General features: G+C 62.6%; 15 protein-coding genes and 2 tRNA genes. 9 read left to right on the top strand and 8 right to left on the bottom strand.

What is annotated here, in order from left to right:
- Positions 1–15: 15 nt before the first annotated feature.
- Together PCO31010_RS22260 and PCO31010_RS22265 are read left to right on the top strand one after the other, a co-directional pair.
- Complete coding sequence (locus tag PCO31010_RS22260; protein ID WP_039393485.1) at positions 16–1,005, top strand: DUF6492 family protein; 990 nt, start codon at positions 16–18, stop codon at positions 1,003–1,005.
- A 13-nt stretch (positions 1,006–1,018) separates the two neighbouring features.
- Positions 1,019–2,221, top strand: a complete 1,203-nt coding sequence (locus PCO31010_RS22265; RefSeq protein ID WP_150666200.1) for an acyltransferase family protein — start codon at positions 1,019–1,021, stop codon at positions 2,219–2,221.
- Positions 2,222–2,240: 19 nt separating this feature from the next.
- Here the strand turns inward: PCO31010_RS22265 and PCO31010_RS22270 are convergent, their stop codons facing one another.
- The 3 genes from PCO31010_RS22270 to PCO31010_RS22280 all read right to left on the bottom strand — a co-directional run bounded on the left by PCO31010_RS22270 (position 2,241) and on the right by PCO31010_RS22280 (position 2,766).
- Complete coding sequence (locus tag PCO31010_RS22270) at positions 2,241–2,465, bottom strand: hypothetical protein (RefSeq protein ID WP_039393487.1); 225 nt, start codon at positions 2,463–2,465, stop codon at positions 2,241–2,243.
- 132 nt (positions 2,466–2,597) lie between these two features.
- Positions 2,598–2,673: transfer RNA gene (locus tag PCO31010_RS22275), tRNA-Glu, on the bottom strand.
- 17 nt (positions 2,674–2,690) lie between these two features.
- Positions 2,691–2,766: transfer RNA gene (locus PCO31010_RS22280), tRNA-Ala, on the bottom strand.
- A 223-nt stretch (positions 2,767–2,989) separates the two neighbouring features.
- On the opposite strand from PCO31010_RS22280, the gene PCO31010_RS22285 reads away from it, so the two are divergent.
- The 5 genes from PCO31010_RS22285 to PCO31010_RS22305 all read left to right on the top strand — a co-directional run bounded on the left by PCO31010_RS22285 (position 2,990) and on the right by PCO31010_RS22305 (position 8,114).
- Positions 2,990–4,183, top strand: coding sequence for a hypothetical protein (locus PCO31010_RS22285; protein WP_246184730.1), 1,194 nt, complete (start codon positions 2,990–2,992; stop codon positions 4,181–4,183).
- A complete protein-coding gene (locus tag PCO31010_RS22290) occupies positions 4,174–5,313 on the top strand; it encodes a hypothetical protein (protein ID WP_150666201.1) in 1,140 nt (379 codons plus the stop codon). The genes PCO31010_RS22285 and PCO31010_RS22290 overlap by 10 nt, the downstream gene beginning before the upstream one ends.
- Positions 5,314–5,363: 50 nt before the next feature.
- The gene (locus tag PCO31010_RS22295; RefSeq protein ID WP_150666202.1) at positions 5,364–6,014 is read left to right on the top strand and encodes a hypothetical protein; all 651 of its coding nucleotides are present in this window, start codon (positions 5,364–5,366) and stop codon (positions 6,012–6,014) included.
- A 63-nt stretch (positions 6,015–6,077) separates the two neighbouring features.
- Positions 6,078–7,475, top strand: a complete 1,398-nt coding sequence (locus PCO31010_RS22300) for a CsgG/HfaB family protein (protein WP_246184731.1) — start codon at positions 6,078–6,080, stop codon at positions 7,473–7,475.
- Between the two features lie 174 nt (positions 7,476–7,649).
- The gene (locus PCO31010_RS22305; RefSeq protein ID WP_150666203.1) at positions 7,650–8,114 is read left to right on the top strand and encodes a CreA family protein; all 465 of its coding nucleotides are present in this window, start codon (positions 7,650–7,652) and stop codon (positions 8,112–8,114) included.
- Between the two features lie 45 nt (positions 8,115–8,159).
- Here the strand turns inward: PCO31010_RS22305 and PCO31010_RS22310 are convergent, their stop codons facing one another.
- Positions 8,160–10,109, bottom strand: coding sequence for a sigma-54-dependent Fis family transcriptional regulator (locus PCO31010_RS22310; protein ID WP_150666204.1), 1,950 nt, complete (start codon positions 10,107–10,109; stop codon positions 8,160–8,162).
- Positions 10,110–10,434: 325 nt separating this feature from the next.
- Between PCO31010_RS22310 and exaC the strand changes: the two genes are divergently transcribed.
- Both exaC and yiaY read left to right on the top strand, forming a co-directional pair.
- Positions 10,435–11,955: an acetaldehyde dehydrogenase ExaC gene (gene exaC, locus PCO31010_RS22315; RefSeq protein ID WP_150666205.1), complete on the top strand. Its 1,521-nt coding sequence runs from the start codon at positions 10,435–10,437 to the stop codon at positions 11,953–11,955.
- A gap of 160 nt (positions 11,956–12,115) precedes the next feature.
- Entirely contained in the window at positions 12,116–13,264 is a 1,149-nt protein-coding gene (gene yiaY / locus PCO31010_RS22320) for an L-threonine dehydrogenase (RefSeq protein ID WP_150666206.1), read from the top strand.
- A gap of 21 nt (positions 13,265–13,285) precedes the next feature.
- On the opposite strand, the gene PCO31010_RS22325 is transcribed toward yiaY, so the two are convergent.
- The 4 genes from PCO31010_RS22325 to PCO31010_RS22340 form a co-directional block, all read right to left on the bottom strand.
- The gene (locus tag PCO31010_RS22325) at positions 13,286–13,819 is read right to left on the bottom strand and encodes a DUF4410 domain-containing protein (RefSeq protein WP_150666207.1); all 534 of its coding nucleotides are present in this window, start codon (positions 13,817–13,819) and stop codon (positions 13,286–13,288) included.
- Between the two features lie 280 nt (positions 13,820–14,099).
- Positions 14,100–15,458 (bottom strand): MFS transporter, encoded by a 1,359-nt coding sequence (locus PCO31010_RS22330; protein WP_150666208.1) that lies wholly within the window; start codon positions 15,456–15,458, stop codon positions 14,100–14,102.
- 68 nt (positions 15,459–15,526) lie between these two features.
- Entirely contained in the window at positions 15,527–16,204 is a 678-nt protein-coding gene (locus tag PCO31010_RS22335) for an aspartate/glutamate racemase family protein (protein WP_150666209.1), read from the bottom strand.
- Positions 16,205–16,227: 23 nt separating this feature from the next.
- Entirely contained in the window at positions 16,228–17,703 is a 1,476-nt protein-coding gene (locus tag PCO31010_RS22340) for an MFS transporter (RefSeq protein ID WP_150666210.1), read from the bottom strand.
- Positions 17,704–17,735 lie beyond the last annotated feature (32 nt).

A 17,735-nucleotide genomic window follows, 5' to 3' on the forward strand; every position in this document is an offset into this window, starting at 1 on the left:
TCGGTTCAGCCCAACATGCAACAAATCAGCGCGATTCTGCCGATCAAGACACGTGGACGTCACTACGCCGACAACATCGGCCGGTGCGACATTCTGTTCTCGTCGTTGCGTCACTTCACGACGCCGTCGCTGTTCCATCGTTTCGTGATCATCGTGCCGCACGACGAAGTGGAGGAAGTGCGCGGCTACGCGAAAGCGTGGTCCGACTTCCCCATCGAAGTGATCGACGAATCGCTGTACATGGGCGCGTTCAACGAGTTCTCGCAGCGTCACCAGATTCGCAACTGGCACCGTCAGCAGATCATCAAGATCAATGCCCCGGAGTGGATCGAGACGGAATACTTCCTGATCTTCGATCCGGACTGCTTCGCCACGCATCACTTCGACTACGACTCGCTGATCGTCGACGGACGCGCAATTACGCACCTCAAAGGCCGCAGCGTCGAGCCGTACTACTGGGAAGCGTCGGCCAAGCTGCTCGACGTCGATCCGCATCTGGATCGCGAAGGCGTTTGGTGGACGCCCGCCACGCTCTCGCGATCGCTGTGTGTGTCGTTGCAGGAGCGGCTCGAAGCCGTGAACGGCACCGACTGGAAGCGCGTGTTGCTCGCGAACTACGCCATCGACTGGACGGAATACACGCTGTACTGGCTCAACGCCGAGCGTGCCGGTCTGCTAGACAAGTACCACACGCAGGCTGTGCCGCCGCAGCGCACGCTGCACGCAGACGAAAGCGTGTGGTTCGCCGACAAGATGCAGGAGTGGGACGCCGCCCACTACTTCGCGCCCGAGAGCGACGGTCTGTTCGCCGTGGTTCAGAGCAACACGAAGATCCCGCTCGATCAGGTGGTGGCGAAGCTCTCGCCGTATTTCCCGATCAAGATTCAACCGTACGACCGTCACGTCGACCCGGTGCTCAAGGGCGCCGAGCTATACTCCGCCGTGGTCCGCAAAGGACTGAAAATGGTCCAGAAGCTGCTGGGCAACGGAACGGGTATCAAGTGACCGGGGTAGGTTGATGGGCAGTCGCAAGACGGGGAACGGCGTGGACGGTGCAGTGAACGCGGCAGTGAACGCAGCAGTAAGCAGCACCAAAGGCCGGATGGTCGGCATCGAGATTCTGCGTTTCTTCAGTGCGTTCGCGGTGCTGATCTGGCATTACCAGCATTTCTTCTTCCGCCCGGAGACGGCGTCTATCGACGTCGTGCGCAGCGCTCAGCCGCTCTACGCCCTACTGCATCCGTTCTACGATTTCGGATGGCTCGGCGTCAACGTCTTCTGGACGATCTCCGGCTTCATCTTCTTCAATCGCTATTTGTCGAAGATCGTCGCGCGCAAGGTCTCCGGCGGTCTGTTCTTCCTGAATCGCTTCTCGCGGCTATATCCGTTGCATATCGTCACGCTCATCGCCGTGGCGCTGTTGCAGGCGTATTACGTGCGTGAAAACGCCGCATTCTTCGTCTACCCGTACAACACGCCGTACGACTTCTTCGTCAACGTGATCTTCGCGTCCGGCTGGCTCACACCTTACACCGACTCTTTCAACGGCCCGGTGTGGAGTGTCTCGACGGAAATCGTGATTTACGTGGCGTTCTTCCTGCTCGCGCGCTTCTGCCGCATCGGGCTGGTGTGGACGTTGCTGCTGATGTGTGCGTCGGCAGCAGCAGGTGGATGGCTGATCCATCTGCAGATCAAGGGCAGCGAATCGAACATCGTCTTCTGCGCCTTCTATTTCTTCATGGGCGGCGCAGTGCATCTGATCTACGAGCGGTTGCGCGACATGATCGAGCAGCACCGCCGTGCGACGGTCGTGCTTTGCTGTCTGGCCTATGTGGGGCTGATCGCGTTCTGCGCGGTCTTCGGCGGGACGAAATATCTGGCAGCGACGGTGATCGCACCGGTCTCCATCGTTCTGCTGCACGCAATCGAGCCGTGGATTCCCGAGCGGCTGGCACGGCCCATCGCCAATCTGGGCAATACGACCTACTCCAGCTACCTCATCCACTTTCCGCTGCAACTGACGACGGTGATCGTTCTGCACCGCATGGGCATGTCGAGCGCGACGCTCGCCCTGAACCCGTGGTTCCTGGCGGCGTACCTGATCGTGGTGTTCTCGCTGGCGCGCGGGGTGTTTCGCGCGTTCGAAGCACCGGCGCAGACGTTCCTTCGGCGGCGTCTGGCGTGGATCGGCGGGCGCTCGGCGACGAGCGCCGCCCGCTAACCCACTAACTTGCTGACGCTCAATGATGGTGATGGTGGTGATGCGACCAGAGCGGGTCCATCGAGTCGACGAACGACGCGACAGCGTCCTTGTCGCCCGTGGCGTGGCGCATCAGCTGGCCGCACTTGCACCAGCCCTGATAGGGCGTGATGTGCGAGCAGGCAGTCGTCTTCTGCAAGTACAGCGTGACGGGTTTGGCGCACTTGGTGCACTTGAACTTGAGAGTGAGCGCGGGTTTGCTCATCGAAAACTCCAAAAATACGCAAAAAAGCCGGATGTCGTGAAGACACCCGGCTTTCTGTTTTGCATGACCGACGCTGTGCGAATCTGACGCCGGTCGACTTCGATGTGCCAATGTCACACCGTTGCCGTTAGATGGCGTCCCCTAGGGGATTCGAACCCCTGTACTCACCGTGAAAGGGTGATGTCCTAGGCCTCTAGACGAAGGGGACAAAAATCGTCATTCGTTTGGTGGAGGTAAGCGGGATCGAACCGCTGACCTCTTGCATGCCATGCAAGCGCTCTCCCAGCTGAGCTATACCCCCGTGCGAAGAGGCGTGACTATAGCGCATTTGGGGAAAACCCGCAACTCCTCTCGGTAACAGCCCCCGGAAACGCACCTACATACCCCATACATGAGGCCCAGCGAAGCACCTATCAATTTAGATAGGATGTCGACGCATTTCATTGACTGAAAATCGTTAGTAATCCAGTATTCCGCGATCTCGCATCCGTTAGTTGCGGATGCGTAACGGGGAGCATAACAACATGAAAGTCGGCGGGTTTCTCTTCCGTCTTGCTGTCGCTATTTCGACGGCATTCTCAGTGACGTTTGCGGGGCAGGCTCAGGCCCAGACGACGGACAAGACAGTCACTTTTGCAGGCGCAGCCTACGGCGGCGACGCCGCCAGCATCGACAAACGATTTCCCTATTCGCGTGCTTACGAAGCCAGCCTGAAGACGACGGGCGACTCGCCCTACAAGCGTCTGCTGGCAGCCGTGAATCAGAATCCTGCGCAGCACTTCAAGCTGACCACGGGCCCCATCGATCAGCTCAAGGGGCGCGATCAGGCACTCGTCGTGTCGCTCGTCGTCAATACCGAGACAGTCTCCGTCGAGCGCTTCGGTGCGATTCGCAAACTCTTCGTGCTGTTGCGCGGTCAGGTGCTGTTCTTCGACTTCAAGTCGATGACGGTGCTGCGCTCCTATCCGGTCAGTTTCGGCTATGTCGACAATCTCGACCATGAGCCGACGCGAGCCGAGGTCCTTGACCGGGTGCGCATGGTGTACGACGGTGCGAACGGCAAGCCCGGACTGTATGCGCGCTTCGCGTCGTCCGTTGCCGAAGCGCAGTTGCCCGATCAGGCCCCGCGCTACCTGCAAGTCACCCACGTCGACGTGACGCCCGAAGCCGTCGCCTTCCTGCCCGACTATCTGAAGGCGACGCCCGCCGCCGCCCAGACCTGGGTAGCGGACATGGTGAGCGAAGCCATTTCCACGCGCATCGGCGTGCCGGTCGTGCCGTACTCGAAGGGCTACGCCATCGGCAACGTGATGTCGATGCAGATCATGGACGGCACCATCTACAACCTGAAGCTGCCGCAGCCCGACTACGAAATCGATGTCTCGCTGAAGAACTTCAAGAAGATCAAGTACAGCGAAAACGCCGTCGGTACCGCGTATATCTACGGCAGCTATGCGGATATCGCCATTCGCGAGCCGCTGACCGGCGCGACGTACCTCAACACGTCGCTCAAGAACGGCGAGGTGAAGCCAGTACCGGCATCGCAAACGTGGGTGGACGACTTCCCCGCGTATTACGACTCCGTCAATGGACTGTTCGTGAAGCTGGCCGAATCGGTGGCCGGTAAGGACACGTCATGGGTGAAGTCTGCCGCTTCGGCGTCGGACATTTCGTCGCAAATCGACAAGACGATGGGATTGATGAAGCTATGCAAGTGATGAAGAAACTGATGCTCATGTTCGCTGCGGCGCTGTTCGCATCGAGCGCGATGGCCCAGGTGCAGCAAGCCCGTGGCAAGGCGACCGTGACCTACGAGGGTTGGTCGATCTCGCGTGACGACAAGGCGCGCGCTCTGTCCGCCGCCCAACTGAAGGCCGTAGAGTTCTACTACGCCGAAGCGGGCGAAGCCGAGTCGGAGAACTTCGACGCGATTCGCCAGAAGATTCTCGCCGAGCCGGATCGCTACATTCTCGACTCGACAATCCTCGCGGAAGACGAGAACTCGGACAAGAAGCAATACACGGTGGCCGTGCGCGTCTCGCTCAACGTCGCCAACCTGCGCAACGCCGTGAAGTCGAACTCCGCCGTCGTCAAGGGTGGCCCGGCCGCACGCTCGCCGCTCGCGTTCATCTTCGTGTCGCGTGAAGTCGGCACGTCGCGCGCCTACGACGACCGCGTCTACAAGCGCATCGACCGTAAGGCGGACGTGAATGCCCAGGTCAGCGCCTCCGAGCAGGGCGTCGAAGGCGAGAACATTCGCGGCAATTCGATTGGCACGAATGCGTCGACGAACTCGAAGGTCGCAGCTTCGGTGCATAGCTCGGCGTCGGTCGAGACGGGCGGCAGCACCACGCGTCGCGCCACCGATTCGACCTACCGTCTCATTCCGAGCGCCAACCTGTCGCAAGTCTTCACGTCGACGTTCGCGAAGGCGGGCTTCAAGGTCAACGAAGCGGCACTGGTCGAGCCGTACACCGGCGGGCAGTTCAAGGTCGCCAACGTTGAGAACGACTATAAGAGCGGCATGGATCTGAAGCCTGCAACGCTCGCGTCGATGGTCAGTGGCATGCGCGTGGCGAAGATGGCTTACATCGCGCTGGGCACGCTCGACGTCGGCCTCGCCGACCGCGATCCGAACTCGGGCCTGATGCGCGTGGCCGTCACGGTCAACGCGAAGCTGCTCGACATCGGCCAGACCATTCCCGACACCGTGGCGTCGGTCGGCCCCGTGCAGTACGCGGGCACCGGCCCGACGGAAGAAGAAGCACGTACCAATGCGCTGCGTCTGGCGGCCAACAACGCCTCGCGCGAGTTGACCAGCCAGATCACCAATCTCAGCTTGCGTTAATTGCACGACTCACTAATCCGTTTCATTCATCCCCTGTGGAGAAGACGTTCATGAAGAAGATCATTGCCTGCGCCGTTGCAGCTGCATTCGTTGGTGTTTCGGGCGCTTCGTACGCCCAGCTCGGCGGCCTGACCAGCCTGGTCGGCGGCGGCAGCAAGTCGGACAGCTCGGTGGACCTGAGCGGCCAGCAAGCCGCACTCGTGAAGAACTACGTTGCCGCTAACGTCGACGTGCTCAACGCGAACGCCAAGATGGGCGAAGCGCTGGGTCTGAAGACGCAAGCCGAGCAGGCCGCTGCTGTCGTGGCGCAACTGTCGTCGGGTTCGACGCAGGATAAGGATTCGGCATCGAAGGCCGTGAACGCCGTGGGCGACACGAGCGGCGCCATTGCGGCGAAGCTCAAGGAAAAGCCGGTGCTCGACGACGCTTCGAAGAAGACCTTCGCACAAGGCCTCGGCCACCTCGCGCTGGGTATGGTGCACTACGCTGGCATGCGTAACGACGTCACGTCGATGGGCACGAACATGAAGAGCGCATCGCCGATGGCGCTGACGTCGCTGGGCGGCGCGGCCTACGTTGTGTCGAACTTCCCCGGCTCGGTGACGGAAGCTGGCAAGGCGCTCAAGAACGCCATCGACTTCGCGCGCAGCAACGGTATCGAAGTGCCGTCGGACGCCACGAAGGCCCTCGCCGCTCTGTAATCACGGCAAGCCGACACCACACATAACAACGACATGATGCGTAAATCGCTCACGGGGGCCCTGGTGGCCCTCTTTTTTATGGCTGGCTGCTCCGAAAAGGCGGCTGACACTTCTCAGGCGCAAGGCCCTGCCTCGGCACCGTCCGCCGCCGCCCCGGTGCCGGACGTCGGCAAGGTAGAAACCGAAAAGGTGACGGCCTCGGGCTTCGGCGACACCGCTGGCGAAGCCACGACGGAAGCCATGAAGCTCGCGCTGTTGCAGGTCAACGGCGCGGTTGTGCAAGCACAGAGCGTCGTTGCCAAGTACGGCCTCGACGTCAGCCTTGGTCAGGATTCGGCATCGCTGCGCGCGAATGCCTTTGCCGAAGTCGTCGCGCAGCGTTCGGGCGGCGTAATTCAGCACCTGCGCGTACTGAGCCTCGATGAACCCGGCGTGCTCAACAAGCGTTTCAAGGCCACCATCGAAGCCGACATCGCGAAGTTCAAGCCGTCTGCCGACATGCAGAAGCTGAAGGTCGTCGTCGGCCCGGTGCTGTTTGCGCAGGATCGTCTGCCGATGGGCGACATCGCGGTGCCGTCGAGCGAAGTGGCGGCCGTGCTGCGTCAACGCGTGAGCGATGCGCTGGTGCAAACCGGACGCTTCGCCGTGCTCGATCGCGAGATGAGCCCGGAGATCGAGCATGAACTCGACATCATCGCGTCCGGTCAGGCCCCGAGCGCCGAGCTGACGAAGCTCTCGCAGGCAGCCAGCGCCGACCTGGTGTGGAGTGCGCGCGTGAGCGCGTTCAACTACACGCGTATGGCCCGCCAGCTGCGCACGAGCGATCGTCAGCTCGTGAGCTATTCGGGCGGCTGGGCACTCTCGCAGAAGATGGTGAACGTGGCGACGCGTCAGGTGACAGCAGCCGGTTCGTTGAGCAACGCGATGCCTGCGACGGCCCCGACCACGCTGAGCAACGGTGTCGACAGCCAGCGCATTCTCACCGAGATGACCGATCAGGCCAGCAAGGCCATCGTGAGCGCGATTCTGCAATCGACGTTCCCAATCACGGTGCTCGCCCGCGACGGCACCAACGTCGTCGTCAGCCAGGGCGGTCAGGCGCTGCGCGAAGGCGGCCGTTACGCGGTCGTGGCGATGGGCAACGAGTTCAAGGATCCGCAGACGGGGCAAAGCCTCGGCCGCACCGAGAACCCGTGCTGCGAGCTGGTCGTGGAACGCGTGACGCAGAACCTGTCGTACGGCCATCTGGACAACGTGCGTGCCGGTCTGAACCTCGACACGCTGCCGATTGCCGGTCTTCAGGTGCGCGGCGAGCTGGCAGGACGTCCTGCACAGGCGTCGCAACAAGCTGCGGCGCAAGCCGGGACGCAAGCCGTAGCATCGGCCGGTCCGAAGGCGGCGAAAAAGTCTGCGCCGTCGGCGGGTGTTCAGACAGCGCCTGCGCAGGACGACAAGTGGTAAGACGCCATGCCCGTCGCGTCAGTCCGATATGAGGACGCGCGACGACGGCGCAAGAGAGGTTCCCGGAAGGGCTGAAGCGGCGATGGTCGCCGGTCACGCGATGCGAGTAGAATCCGCAACGCGCATGGCTGGCGATCGTCGCCGCTTCCGCAGTTTTTGACGGGACACACGCTCATGAAGAAAGTAGTCGCGCTGGCGCTGATGCTCGCCGCGAGTTGGGCCCACGCCGAGAAGATCGGCGATGTCAGCACCGCATTCAAGTTCCTCGGCCCGGATCACAAGATCGTTGTCGACGCGTACGACGATCCGAAAGTGCACGGCGTAACGTGTTATGTCTCGCGCGCCAAAACCGGCGGCCTCAAGGGCATGGTGGGACTCGCCGAGGACAAGGCCGAAGCGTCCATCGCGTGCCGTCCGGTCGGTCCGATCTCTTTCACCGGCCCGCTCCCCAAGGAAGAAGAAGTCTTCTCCGAAGGGCTGTCGCCCCTCTTCAAGAAGCTGCGCATCGTGCGCATGGTCGACAAGGCGCGCAATACGCTCGTCTATCTCACCTACTCCGACAAGCTCATCGACGGCTCGCCGCAAAACAGTGTCACGGCCGTGCCAGTGGATCGTGCAACGCAGATTCCGATGAAGTGATGCTTGCGAGGGTGGGCGTTGACGTCGACGCCGTGCTGCGCGACGTCACCCGCGCAGCAACCCGAAGCGCCTGAGCTTGCGATACAGCGTGTTGCGGCTCACGCCGAGCCGTCGCGCGGCGGCACTCACCTGCCCCTGACAGGCGTCGAGCGCCGCACGCAGCGCCTGACGCTCGGCCGCCTCCAGCGGTGCCTCGGACAATCCGTCGGTTGTTGAATCGGACGGTGAAACACCCGCCACCGCGATTCCCGCTTCGCGCAATTCGTCCGGCAGATCGTCAACGGTGACGACGCCATTCTCGCTGAGCGCCACCAGCGTCCGAATGACGCTGCGCATCTGACGCACATTCCCCGGCCACGTGTGATGACACAACCGGTCGAGCGCGGCGGGCGTCACATGCATTGCGGGGCCATGGCCAGACACTTCCGCCTGTGTGAACAGTCGTTCAATCACCTCCGCCTTATCCTCGCGCTCGCGCAGCGGCGGCACTGTGACTTCGAGCCCGCTCAGGCGATAGAACAGATCCTCGCGAAACAAGCGCTCTTCGATGCGTTCGGAGAGATCGCGATGCGTGGCACTCAGCACGCGAATGTCGAGCGGCACCGGTTCGCCACCGCCCAGTGGCGACACCATCCGCTCCTCCAGCACGCGCAGCAGACGCGTTTGCATCGCGAACGGCATGTCGCCGATCTCGTCGAGAAACAACGTGCCGCCGTTCGCCTGCCACAGCTTGCCCGTCATCCCTTCCTTGCGCGCGCCGGTGAAGCTGCCGCCCACGTAGCCGAACAACTCGCTTTCGATCAGCGACTCGGGAATCGCCGCACAATTCAGCGCGACGAACGGCCCGCCCGAACGTGTGCTCGCCGCGTGTACCGCGCGCGCGAACACTTCTTTGCCGCTTCCTGTTTCACCACGAATCAGCACGGGCACGTCGTGCGCGAAGACTCGGCATGCCTTTGAGAACGCGCGCGCCAGCGTGGGATCTGAGAACGGCTCAGTGAGAACCTCCGGCACAGGGCGCGACACACTGGGCGCACGCCGGAGCACACGTGCAGGTGCGCGCAGCATCGCCAGCAACGACTCCCCGGCGTTCGCACCGGTATTGGCGTGCAACGGCCAGCACGTACTCGGCGACGGATGCGCCCGCGCGAGGAGGGCGTCGAGCGTCTGCACGAACCATCGGTCCACGCGCGTGCCCACCAGCGCGTCGCGCGTCACGCCAAGACAATTCAGTGCGCTTTGATTCGCGGCCAGCACGCGCCCGGCATCGTCAAACGCGAGCAGCGCCTGCGCGAACCCACCAAGATGGTCGGCTTGCTCTTGCCATTGCAGCAGCCATTCGTCGCGATAGTGCTGGAAGAAATACTCGCTCTCGACAACCTTCGCCGACAGATTGACGAGCGCCAGCGTATGAAACTGACTCTGACGCGTGAGATCCGTACTGGTGGAGGACACGTCGATCACCGCCAGCAGATCGCCCTGCGGCGCAAACACCGGACTCGCCGTGCAAGTGAGCGGCGTATGCAGTGCGCGAAAGTGATCCTGCTGACAGATGATGACGGGCGCGCGCTCGACGGCGCACGTCCCGATACCGTTGGTGCCCTCGCAAGACTCGCTCCAGTCCGCCCCCGGCCACAGCCCGGCGCGATGGAAGTCGTCGCGAGTGCCGTCATGCAGACGCGAGTCGACGATCACGCCGTCCGGGGCGGTGAGCAACACGGCCTGACGCGGGTTCATCAGCTGACGTTGCAGACGTTCCAACACTGGCATGGAGACGTTGCGCAGGCGTTCCATCGCACTGCGGCGTTCGCGCAATTGCGAGGATTCGAGCACGCGCGGCGCCATGCGTGCGCCCGGGTCGAGCGCGTGCGTGTCGAGGCAGCGCCGCCACGAACTGGCGATGTTCGGGTCGGTCGCCACCGAGCCCGATGGCGAATGGCCCTGTGCGACGTTCAGCACACGGCGTGCGTGTGCGGCTTGCGTACTGGCTGGCATTGGTCGTCTCCCCCGTGCCGGATGATCTGATGATCTCGTATCGTTCCCGAAGCATCCCCCATGCGCGAAGCGATTGCAATGCGCCATGTCAATCGGGAAACGCAAAGCGATTGACGCAGGCTCTGACGCCTGCGGGAGTGTCACGGTCCTGAGACAACGTGTGCCACACCGCAGGACACAGGTGTCACGGAATCGGTACACACCGTGCTGTCCCGCATGCCGGCGGGGCACGTCGTTGCGCGAATGGCAGGGTCTGGCCCACGACTTGCTTAGTAGCGTCTCGCGCAGTCAACGTCCGCGCTACAACGATATCCGGAGACACAACATGAAATACGCCCCGCCCGGCACGCCCGGTTCCCTGCTGTCCTTGCAACCGCGTTACGAGAACTTCATCGGCGGCAAGTTCGTGCCGCCCGTCGAGGGCCAGTACTTCACCAACACGTCGCCAGTCACCGGCGCGGTCATCGGCGAATTCCCTCGCTCGAACGGCGCAGACATCGAACTGGCGCTCGACGCGGCCCATGCGGCGGCGGCCAAGTGGGGAAAGACGTCCGTACAGGCCCGCTCGCGCATTCTGTTGCAGATCGCCGACCGGCTGGAATCGCAACTGGAGCGCTTCGCCGTGGCGGAGACGTGGGACAACGGCAAACCAGTGCGCGAGACACTCGCCGCCGATTTGCCGCTGGCCGTCGATCACTTCCGCTACTTCGCCGGTTGCATCCGTGCGCAAGAAGGCACCGCCGCCGAGATCGACGAGCACACTGCCGCGTATCACTTCCATGAGCCGCTGGGCGTAGTCGGTCAGATCATCCCGTGGAATTTTCCGCTGCTGATGGCGGCGTGGAAGCTTGCCCCCGCACTCGCGGCAGGCAACTGCGTGGTGCTCAAGCCCGCCGAGCAAACGCCGCTCACGATCACGCTGTTTGCCGAGCTGGTCGGCGATCTGTTGCCGCCGGGCGTCCTCAACATCGTGCAGGGCTTCGGTCGCGAAGCCGGTGAAGCGCTGGCGACGAGCAAGCGCATCGCCAAGATCGCCTTCACGGGCTCGACGCCCGTCGGCAATCACATCCTGACGCGCGCCGCCGCCAACCTGATCCCGAGCACGGTTGAGCTGGGCGGCAAGTCGCCGAACATCTTCTTCGACGACATCATGCACGGCGAGCCGGAATTCATCGAGAAGGCCGCAGAAGGCCTCGTGCTGGGCTTCCTGAATCAGGGCGAGGTCTGCACATGTCCGTCGCGTGCGCTCGTTCAGGAATCGATCTACGAGCCTTTCATGGAAGTGGTGATGAAGCGGGTCGAGCGTATCAAGCGCGGCGATCCGCTCGATACCGAGACGGCCGTGGGCGCGCAGGCGTCGCAACAGCAGTTCGACAAGATCCTCACGTATCTCGATCTGGCGCGCAAGGAAGGTGCACAAGTGCTGACGGGCGGCGGCATCGAGATGCTCGACGGTCCGCTCGCGTCGGGCTTCTACATCCAGCCCACGCTGCTCAAGGGCGAAAACCAGATGCGTGTGTTCCAGGAGGAAATCTTCGGACCGGTGGTGGGTGTGACGACCTTCAAGAACGAAGCGGAAGCCCTCGCCATCGCCAACGACACGGAGTTCGGTCTGGGCGCAGGCGTGTGGACGCGCGACATCAATCGCGCCTATCGCATGGGCCGTGGCATTCAGGCAGGGCGTGTCTGGACGAACTGCTATCACCTCTATCCGGCTCACGCGGCGTTCGGCGGCTACAAGAAGTCCGGCATCGGTCGCGAGACCCACAAGATGATGCTCGACCACTACCAGCAGACGAAGAACTTGCTGGTGAGCTACGACGTCAATCCGCTCGGCTTCTTCTGAGCAATCCCTCTAGTCGTATGTGACCTTGCAGTAGATCAAAGACGCATCGCGCGGCGAGTGCGATGCTGTCTTTGATGCATGCAAAAGATGATTCTGGACACCCCGTCGCGCCATTTGCGCGCGGGGAGTGCCCCTCACAGAACAGATAAGGAGCATGACGATGAGCACGACTTTCTTCATTCCCGCCGTCAACATGATGGGCGTGGGCAGCCTTGACGAAGCGATTGCCGCCCTGCGCCAATACCATTTCCGCCGCGCTCTGATCGTGACCGATGCCGGTCTCGCGAAGGCGGGCGTCGCCGAGAAGGTGGCGAAGCTGCTGACGCAGCAGGACATTCAATCGATCGTCTTCGACGGCGCGAAACCGAACCCGACCGTGAGCAACGTCGAAGCCGGTCTGGCAATCCTGAAGCAGAACCAGTGCGACTTCGTGATTTCGCTGGGTGGCGGCTCGCCGCACGACTGCGCGAAGGGGATTGCACTGTGTGCGACGAACGGCGGCCACATCTCGGAGTATGAGGGCGTCGATCAGTCGAAGAAGCCGCAATTGCCGCTCGTCGCGATCAACACGACGGCCGGGACCGCGAGCGAGATGACGCGCTTTTGCATCATCACGGACGAAAAGCGTCATGTGAAGATGGCCATTGTCGACCGCAACGTCACACCGCTGTTGTCCGTCAACGATCCGGCGCTGATGGCGGCGATGCCCAAGGGGCTGACGGCCGCGACCGGCATGGATGCACTGACGCACGCCACCGAAGCTTACGTGTCGACCGCTGCCACCCCGATCACCGACGCGTGCGCGCTCAAGGCCGTCACGCTGATCTCGCAGAATCTGCGTCGTGCGGTGTCGCACGGCGACGACATGAACGCACGCGAGAACATGGCGTACGCACAGTTTCTGGCGGGCATGGCGTTCAACAACGCGTCGCTCGGTTACGTGCACGCGATGGCGCACCAGTTGGGCGGGTTCTACGATCTGCCGCACGGCGTGTGCAACGCGGTTCTGTTGCCACACGTGGAGGAGTTCAACGCGAGCACCAGCGCGGCGCGTCTGAAAGACATCGCGCAGGCGATGGGCGAGAAGGTTGAAGGGCTGAGCGACGACGAAGGTGCAAAGGTCGCCATCGCGGCGATTCGCCGGTTGTCGAAGGACATCGGCATTCCGTCGGGGTTGGCCGAACTCGGGGCGAAGAAGGAAGACGTCCCGACGCTCGCCGCCAACGCGATGCAGGACGCCTGCGGGTTCACCAACCCGCGTCGCGCTGAGCAAGCGGAAATCGAAGCGATTTTCCTGCGAGCGTTCTGAAGTCGACGCGGGCTACGCCGATTAGCGCGTGGTCATGCCGACCGGCGGCTGGACACGTTGAATCGTGTTCACCTGAACACCGGCGAGTGTGGCCACGCCGTTGGCGGCTTCGGAACCCACGTTTTCGGCAACCAGACCAATGCCGTTAATCGACGAACGAGCCGTGTCTTCAACGGAGTACGTCTTCCCCGACACGTCCACGCGGGCCTTGATGTGGTCGCTGCCCGACATAAAGCCGAGCACCAGACGGGCGGCGGCCGAACGTGCGTTAAATTCCTCGACAGTAATCTTCACCGGCACGCCACTGGCCGAAACCGCCATGCCGTTCTTCTCGGCCTGCAATTTGAACGCATCGAGAATGCCCGTCTTCACTTCGGGGCTCAGTTCATGGCCGTTCGATTCGATGGTCGGCAGTGCGATGCCCTGCTTGAGCGTTGTGGCCAAAGCCGGATCGACGGAGCGCGAAGTATCCAGCGTCGACGACGTCGAAGCACACCCCGTCAGCGCGAGCGCCAGAATTGCAACACCTGCATGAAGGACTTTACGTACGTTCATTCCATTAACCCCAGTTATGTGAACATCTGATAAATGATCCGGGACGGTGCGGCTCCTCAATTTGATCCGCTTTCTATTTCTAAGAGCGCCTCGGATTCCCAACCGGCGAGAACCGGTCGGAACAGAGCATTACGGATGCAGACACTGATTTCTTTAGGGTAGCGACGGAATTTTCGTTCTTGCGCTTTCTATCTGCGACCTCTCCGCTCGGCCAACGACGCCATAGAAAAACAAAGGGCTACGTGAAATTACGTAGCCCTTAACGTTTTTCGGGAAATCCTCACGCCACCGCAGGCACCCCCGGCACCCGCTCGCGCCGTTTCATCCGCCACCAGATCAGGATGGCGACGAACGCTTCGAGTGCCGCTACGATCCAGAGGCCGCCGTTGAAGCTGCCCGTCGCATCTTTCACGATGCCCAGCAGATAAGGTGAGCCGAACCCCGCAAGGTTTGCCACGGAGTTGATGAACGCCACGCCCATCGCGGCAGCACCGCCCGCGAGATAGGCATTCGGCAACTGCCAGAACACCGGAATCGCGCCCATCGTGCCGGACACGGCAATGACCAGACACAGGAACGCCGCCACGCCATTGCTTCCCGCAAACACGCCGACGCCCGCTAGTCCACACGCCCCGATGAAAACCGGAATCGCACAATGCATGCGCGCCTCGCGACGTTTGTCCGCGCTGTAGCCGATGGCGATCTGGAAGATTGCGCCGAAGACGTACATCACACCGACGAGCAACCCGATATGTAACGGATTCGTCGGACCCAACGCGCGCACGATGGTCGGTGCGAAGAATGAGAGCGTTGCGTTCGCTGCCACGATACCGAAGTAGATGCCTGTAAGCAGCCACAGCTTCGGGCTGCGCACGGCAAGCATGAAGCTATGCTCGCGCTGCCCCGCGCCCTTACGGTCGTTGTCCAGATCGGATTGCAGCAGGCGCTTCTCATGCTCCGACAACCAACTGGCCTGCTCCGGCTTGTCGACGAGGAACCACACAGCCAGCGCGCCCGCGAGGACCGTCGGCACACCTTCGAGCAGGAACAGCCATTGCCACCCGGCCCAGCCGTTCACGCCGTGCATACCGTTCAGAATGACCCCCGCGAGCGGTGCGCCCACCACCGACGACACAGCCGACGCCGAGATGAACCACGCAAACGCCTTCGCGCGTCGGTGCGCCGGGAACCAGAACGTCAGATACAGCAGCACGCCCGGCTGGAAACCCGCCTCGAACGCGCCGAGCAGAAAGCGCATGACGTAGAAGTACGCGGGCGAGTGCGTGAACATCATGAGCACGCAGATCGTCCCCCAGCCCAATGTGATGCGTGCGAGCGTGCGACGCGCGCCGATGCGCAACAGCAGCCAGTTGCTCGGGATTTCCAGGAAGAAGTACCCAAGGAAGAAGATACCCGCGCCGATGCCGTACACCGTCTCGCTGAAGCCGAGATCCTGCTGCATCTGCAACTTCGCGAAGCCGACGTTCACCCGGTCGATCCACGCAAGCATCCACAGCACAAATATGAACGGAATGATCCGCCACATGATCTTGCGATAGATGGGGTCGAGCATGTGATCCTGCGGATTGGCGAACGCGTGTGTGCCGTCGCTCGCTCGCGACGTTGGCTGTTGGTTCATATCGACTCCTGCATTGTTCTGTATTCACCATTGATGTTGGGACCAACGACGACTTTAGACGGAATGGATTACGCGGCTTCGTCCAGTCCCATTGCCTGAAGCAGCGCGCTGCAGGCCGCCGGCACCGGCCCGATCACCGGTACTGAGAAGCGCTCGCCGAGCGCCTGCGCCGCCTCACCCAGCGGGCCGCCACCGATCACGACAGCTTGCGCCCCGTCGAGCCGAATGCACGCGTCGACGGCACCGGCAAGGCTGCTTTCCAGTTGCGACGGCTCGTCGCCGAGCGCAAGCGGATCGCCCGTCGTGAACCGCGCCCCCGTGAAGCTCGCGCCCAGGCCCAGCTTCCGGACGTTCGACGCAATCGAGTCGGCCAGTTGCGGTGTCGTCGTGGCGATGCCGAAACGACGGCCGCCCTCGCCTGCCTCTCGCACCGATGCCGAGCCGATCCCGACCACCGGCACGTCCAGACGCGCCCGCAGCGCTTCGATCCCCGGGTCGCCGAACGCGCCGACGATCACACCGTCCGCCTGCTCCGCAAGCGCAACGATTTGCGGATCGTTCACGGCGTCAGCGGCCACCGCGAGGTCCTGCTCGTCGACGATCATTGGCGCGCCGCGCGCGACCGTCGCGCCAACCACCGTCGGCGGCGACGTCATCACGCTGGCGAAATACGTGCGGGCGATGTCGACCATCATTTGCGTCGTCGCCGTCGACGTGTTGGGGTTAATGAGCAGGATGTGAGTCATGGAAATCTCGGCGAATCAGGAGTTCAAGAAGCGTGCGAAGCGGATGCGGTGGAGGCTGGCGCGTCGGAAGACGTCCTGGCAGCCGCCTGCGGATCGTCGTCGCCCGGCGCGTCGGGGCCGTCGATGGGCTTGCCGAACGTCTCCGGCGCAAAGGTCAGTGCGATGGCGAACACGGCGTACATCGCGGCCATCATCCCGAACATGCCGCCGATGCCGTACTGGTCGAATACGCGGCCAGCCACCAGCGGCATCGCCGCACCGGCCAACGTCCCCAGCGCCAGAATGAACGCCGTGCCAAACGCCCGCACTCGCGTGGGATAGAGTTCCGGCGCGTAGATCCAGATGGACGTATTGAGCAGCAGCACGCAGAACTGGAAAGCCGCACCGAACGCGAGAATCAGGGGCTGCGACTTCGACAAAAACCCGAAGCACAGACCGATCACACATGCGGCGATAGCACCGAGCGTCAGCACGCGTTTGCGCGGGAAGCGGAAGCCGAAGTACGACGCCGTGATCGCGCCGAGCAGGCTGCCCGACTGCATCACGATGGTGAACACGAAGCTCTTGCTCAGCGTGTAGCCCTGCGCCATCAGAATCGTCGGCATCAGCGTGAGCACTGAAATCTGCGCGCCATAGGTCATGCACACCGCGACACCGACGGCCACCGTGCGACGCGCCAGCGGTCCGACGAACACTTCGCTCAGACGCACCTTTTCCGCACGGTGCGCGCCGTTCGACGCTTCGCTCAGGTAAGGCTTCGTGCCGCCAGCGGCGGACTTACCCAGCTTGCCCGACGCGAGAATGTTGAGGACCCGGTTAGCCTCTTCCACGCGGCCTTTGGAGAGCAGAAAGCGCGGCGTCTCCGGAATAAAGCGTCGATAGAGCAGCACGAAAAAGGCCGGAAGCACGAGGCAGCCGAACAACCAGCGCCAGCTATCCGGCCCGGGGAAGAAGGCGAAGACCGCCAACCCGAACGCCGGTGCGAGCATGTTGCCCAGCCCACCGCCCGCGACGTTGATCGCGCCCACCGCCACGCCACGGAAACGCGACGAGCAGAACTCCGCGAGCATGGTGACGGCAATCGAGATTTCGCCGCCGAGACCGAAGCCGACGATGAAGCGTCCGGCGGCGAGCATCGTGTAGTTCGTCGCCAAAGCGCAGATCAGTGCGCCGAGCGTGAACAGCATCAGATTGATGCTCAGCATCGTGCGACGCCCGAAGCGGTCGGCGATGTAGCCCGAACCAAGTCGGCCGATGGCGGCTGCACCGAACGTTAACGTGTTGAGAAAGCCGATCTGGGCGGCAGAGATGCCCCAGTACTCGCGCAACAACGGCCCCACGAGGCCGACGGCGTTCTGCTCGAAGACGTCGAACAGAACCCCGAACAGAATCAGTGCGAGGATCTTCTTGTGTGACGGCGTCACGCCAATGTCGTCGAGCGCCCGTTCGAGCTGCTGCAACCTGGGTTCCGACGACGATACGACCACTTCTGCGCCCATCGTAAAACTCCCTGCGCCTGGATTGGCGCCTT

Origin of the sequence: Pandoraea commovens, from assembly GCF_902459615.1 — a bacterium.
Taxonomy (GTDB): Bacteria; Pseudomonadota; Gammaproteobacteria; order Burkholderiales; family Burkholderiaceae; genus Pandoraea; species Pandoraea commovens.

Coding starts and splice junctions, on each gene's coding strand:
- PCO31010_RS22260 (WP_039393485.1), top strand. CDS start 16: ATGCAACAAATCAGCGCGATTCTGCCGATCAAGACACGTGGACGTCAC.
- PCO31010_RS22265 (WP_150666200.1), top strand. CDS start 1,019: ATGGGCAGTCGCAAGACGGGGAACGGCGTGGACGGTGCAGTGAACGCG.
- PCO31010_RS22270 (WP_039393487.1), bottom strand. CDS start 2,465: ATGAGCAAACCCGCGCTCACTCTCAAGTTCAAGTGCACCAAGTGCGCC.
- PCO31010_RS22285 (WP_246184730.1), top strand. CDS start 2,990: ATGAAAGTCGGCGGGTTTCTCTTCCGTCTTGCTGTCGCTATTTCGACG.
- PCO31010_RS22290 (WP_150666201.1), top strand. CDS start 4,174: ATGCAAGTGATGAAGAAACTGATGCTCATGTTCGCTGCGGCGCTGTTC.
- PCO31010_RS22295 (WP_150666202.1), top strand. CDS start 5,364: ATGAAGAAGATCATTGCCTGCGCCGTTGCAGCTGCATTCGTTGGTGTT.
- PCO31010_RS22305 (WP_150666203.1), top strand. CDS start 7,650: ATGAAGAAAGTAGTCGCGCTGGCGCTGATGCTCGCCGCGAGTTGGGCC.
- PCO31010_RS22310 (WP_150666204.1), bottom strand. CDS start 10,109: ATGCCAGCCAGTACGCAAGCCGCACACGCACGCCGTGTGCTGAACGTC.
- exaC (WP_150666205.1), top strand. CDS start 10,435: ATGAAATACGCCCCGCCCGGCACGCCCGGTTCCCTGCTGTCCTTGCAA.
- yiaY (WP_150666206.1), top strand. CDS start 12,116: ATGAGCACGACTTTCTTCATTCCCGCCGTCAACATGATGGGCGTGGGC.
- PCO31010_RS22325 (WP_150666207.1), bottom strand. CDS start 13,819: ATGAACGTACGTAAAGTCCTTCATGCAGGTGTTGCAATTCTGGCGCTC.
- PCO31010_RS22330 (WP_150666208.1), bottom strand. CDS start 15,458: ATGAACCAACAGCCAACGTCGCGAGCGAGCGACGGCACACACGCGTTC.
- PCO31010_RS22335 (WP_150666209.1), bottom strand. CDS start 16,204: ATGACTCACATCCTGCTCATTAACCCCAACACGTCGACGGCGACGACG.
- PCO31010_RS22340 (WP_150666210.1), bottom strand. CDS start 17,703: ATGGGCGCAGAAGTGGTCGTATCGTCGTCGGAACCCAGGTTGCAGCAG.